Origin of the sequence: Pseudomonas sp. 382, assembly GCF_002759075.1 — a bacterium.
GTDB classification, from domain to species: domain Bacteria; phylum Pseudomonadota; class Gammaproteobacteria; order Pseudomonadales; family Pseudomonadaceae; genus Aquipseudomonas; species Aquipseudomonas vlassakiae.
On record NZ_PEMX01000079.1, the window covers coordinates 1 to 4,161 of the forward strand.

Consider the following 4,161-nt stretch of genomic DNA (forward strand, 5'->3'; position numbering starts at 1 on the left):
GCACGCTGTCAGTGGCCGTGAGCTGATACGCCTCCTGCATCCAGGCCAGGCGGTTGTGCAAGGCGACATGGCGGTTGCCGGCGCCCTTCGGCTTGCCGGTGGAGCCGGAGGTGTAGATGACGTAGGCGAGGTTTTCCGGGTGCAGTGCCACCTCCGGGTTGTGCGCGCCCAGCGCGTCCCAGGCTTCGGCTCGGTCCAGATCGAGCACCGCCAGCCCGGCCGGGATCGGCAGGCCGTCGCGCAGGTGCGACTGGGTCAGCAGCAAGGTAATGCCGCTGTCCTCGAACATGTAGGCCAGGCGGTCCTGCGGGTACTCCGGGTCCAGCGGCACATAGGCGCCACCGGCCTTGAGGATCGCCAGCAGGCCGACGACCATTTCCACCGAGCGCTCGGCGGCGATGCCCACCAGCACGTCCGGGCCGACACCCTGACTACGCAGATACTGCGCCAGGCGGTTGGCCTCGGCATTCAGTTCGGCATAGCTCAAGGTGCGGTCAGCGAAGGTCAGTGCCGGTGCTTGCGGCTGAAGCATGACATGCTGTTCGAACAGCTGGTGCACATAAGGCGTACCCGGGTAGCTCCGCGCCGTGGCATTCCACTGCTCGACGACTTGCTGGCGGTCGTTTTCCTCCAGCAGCGGCAGCTCGCCCAGTGGGCTATCAGGGTGCGCCATGAACTGCAGCAGCAGCTGGGTCAGTTGCCCGGCGATGCGGCGGATGGTCGGCTCGGCGAAGTCCTGTGTCAGGTAGTTGAAGGCCAGTTCCAGCTCATCGCCGACCTGGGCGATCAGGGTCAGGGCATAACCGCTTTGCTCGCTGTAGCCCAGGTTGCTGAAACCAAGGCCGCCCGGGGCCGCTTGCAGGGCTTCGGAAACCGGATAGTTCTCGAACACCAGCAGCGTGTCGAACAGCGCCTCGCCGTTACGCCCGGCCAGGCGTTGCACGTCTGCCAACGGTGTATGTTCGTGGTCGCGCAGCGCAAGGTTCTGCGCCTGCACCGCCTGGGCCCACTGGGCGACGCTGAGCGCGCCATCCGGGCTGGCGATCACCGGCAGGCTGTTGATGAACAGGCCCAGTTGCTGCTCGATCCCCGGCAGTTCCACCGGGCGCCCGGATACGGTGGCGCCGAAGGCCACGCTGCGCTGGCCGGTGTAACGCTGCAACAGCAACAGCCAGGCCGACTGCACCAGGGTGTTGAGGGTCACCTGCTGCTGCCGGGCAAAGGCCTGCAGGCGGCGGGTCTGCTCGCCGTTCAACCGAGCGCTGTGCAAGGCCTGGCCGGGCTCGGCCAGGTCCGCCCGGGCGCAGGCCAGGGCCAGCCGGGTCGGCTCCTCCAGGGGCGCCAGCTGCGCCTGCCAGAAGCGCTCGCTGGCCGCCTGGTCCTGGCCCTGCAACCAGGCAAGGTAGTCCTGGTAGCGGCCTTCCGGCGCGGCGACGGCCTGGCCGGCATAGCTTTGCAGCACCTCGCCGAGCAGGCGCGAATTGCTCCAGCCGTCCATCAGGATGTGGTGGCTGGTGTAGATCACGTGATGGCTGTCAGCGCCAGTGCGCAGCAGGCACAGGCGCAGCAGCGGCGGGCAGGCCAGATCGAAACCGCGGTCCAGCTCATGGCCGGCACGCTCGTCGAGCAGGCGGGCAGTGCCATCGCCGCCCTCCTCGACCACGATTTCCAGGCTGGCCTGGCGGTGAATCACCTGGCGCGGCGCTTCCAGCCCCGCGTCCCAGAGAAAGCCTGCGCGCAGCAGCTCGTGGCGGTCGACCGCCTGCTGCCAGGCACTGGCGAAGCGCTCGACGTCGAGGCCACGGATATCCAGGCGCATCTGGTTGACGTAGGTACGGCCGCTGGCTTCGTACAGGCTGTGGAACAGCATGCCTTGCTGCATCGGCGACAGCGGATAGATCTCGGCAATGGCCCGGGCAGGCAAGGCCAGGGCATCGAGTTGAGCCTGGCCAAGCCCGGCCAACGGCACATCGCTCGGGGTCAGCCCGGCGTTGCTCTCGACCAGGCAGTGCGCGATCAGCGCCTCCAGGGCCTGCTGATAGGCCTCGGCCAGGCGCGCGATGGTCGCCTCGGCGTACACCTCGCCGCTGAAGGTCCAGTTCAGGCTCAGTTCGCCGCCGAACACCTGGCCATCGACGCTCAGCCAGTTGCCCAGCGGCGCCTGCGGATCTTGCCCGGCACCACGCCCTTCGCTGGCGGGCACCCACAACGCCCCATCGGCGAAGTCGCCATCGAACTGCCCCAGGTAGTTGAAGGTGATGCGCGGTTGCGCCAAGGCGGCCAACGCTGCGCGTGCCTCATCGCTACCCAGGTGGCGCAACAGGCCATGGCCCAGGCCTTTGTCCGGAGTCGCGCGCAGCTGCTCCTTGATGCCCTTGATGGCGGCACCAAGGTCGCTGGCTGGCGTCAGGCGCACCGGGAACAGGCTGGTGAACCAGCCCAGCGTGCGTGACAGGTCGATGTCGCTGAACAGGTCCTCGCGGCCGTGCCCTTCCAGTTGCACCAACGCCGACGCCTCGCCACTCCAGGCACAGACGACCTGGGCCAGGGCCGTCAGCAGCAGGTCGTTGACCTGGGTGCGGTACGCCGCTGGCGCCTCCTGCAGCAACTGGCGGGTACGGGTAGCGTCCAGCCGGGTGGCGACGCTGCGCGCATGCCGGTTGTCCATCCCCCCTTGCGGATTGTCGCGCGGCAGATCCTGCGGCGCGCCTTCCAGCAGCTGCTGCCAGTAGCCGAGCTGCGCGACCATCGGCGCGCAGCGGGCATGTTCGCCCAGGCGCTCGCCCCAGGCCTTGTACGAGGTGGTCTTGGCCGGTAACTGCAGCACCTGCCCCGCCTGCAGCTGACGATAAGCCGTCTGCAGGTCCTCGAGCAGGATGCGCCAGGAAACGCCATCGATGACCAGATGGTGAATCGCCAGCAGCAAGCGCTGTGTACCGTCCGGCAAGGTGATCAGGCCCAGGCGCAGCATGGGGCCTGCGCCCAGGTCGAGGCTGCGCTGCACTTCGCTGCAGTACGCAGGCAGTTCGTCGAGGCTGGCCAACTGCTTTTGCCAGATCAGTCCTTCGGCACTCGCCTGTGGCTGATGGTGCTGTACCCAGCCACCGTCCAACGTTTGGTAGCGCAGGCGCAGGGCGTCATGCTGTTGCATCACTGCGGCCAGGGCCCGGGTCAGCAGTACGCTGTCCAGCGGCTCGGACGGGGCCAACAGCAGCGACTGGTTCCAGTGCTGACGGTTGGGGATTTCAGTGGCGAAGAACGTCTGCTGGATCGGCAGCAGCGGCGCCTCACCGGTCACCGGCCCCTGGTCGATCTGCAGGGTCTCGCTCAGTTGCGCCACAGTGGCCAGGCGGCGAATGCTCTGATGCTGGAACAGGTCACGCGGCGCGAAACGAATCCCGGCCTGGCGTGCCCGGCTGACGATCTGGATGGAGATGATCGAATCCCCGCCCAGCTCGAAGAAATTGTCGTCCACGCCGACCTGTTCCAGGCGCAGCACTTCCTGCCAGATCAGCGCCAGGCGCTGCTCCAGGGCGTTGCGCGGTGCCTGGTACTCGCTGCGCGATTGCGCCGGGTCGGGCTTGGGCAGGGCCTTGCGGTCGAGCTTGCCGTTGGGCGACAGCGGCATCTGTTCGAGCAGCACCCACTGCGCTGGCACCATGTAGTCCGGCAGCACATCCTGCAATTGCGCCTTGACGCCTTGCAGGTAGCCGCCCTGAATCTCGGCCTCAGCGCGTGCCAGGGAAGTCGGCTCTGGCACCACATAGGCCACCAGTTGCTTGCCGCTCGGGCCATCGGCGGCCACCACTACCGCTTCACGCACAGTGTCCTGTTCCTGCAGGCGCGCTTCGATTTCGCCCAGCTCGATGCGCAGGCCGCGGATCTTCACCTGGTGGTCGATGCGCCCGGCGTACTCGATCACGCCGTCCTCGCGCTGGCGCGCCAGGTCGCCAGTGCGGTACAGCCGCTGGCCAGTACCGAACGGGCTGGTGACGAAACGCTCGGCGGTCAGCGATGGGCGACGGTGGTAACCCCGGGCCAGGCCGATGCCGCCCAGGTACAGCTCGCCGGTCACGCCGGGGCTGACCGGGTTCAGTTCGCCGTCCAGCACGTAGGTCTGCAGGTTGGCGATCGGCTGGCCGATCGGCACCGCATCCTTGC

Annotated in this window: 1 protein-coding gene; it reads right to left on the reverse strand. The window is 67.7% G+C overall.

From position 1 onward, the window contains the following. Positions 1–4,161: condensation domain-containing protein (locus CQW31_RS30600; protein WP_143524286.1), on the reverse strand; the 4,161-nt coding region annotated here is incomplete at both ends.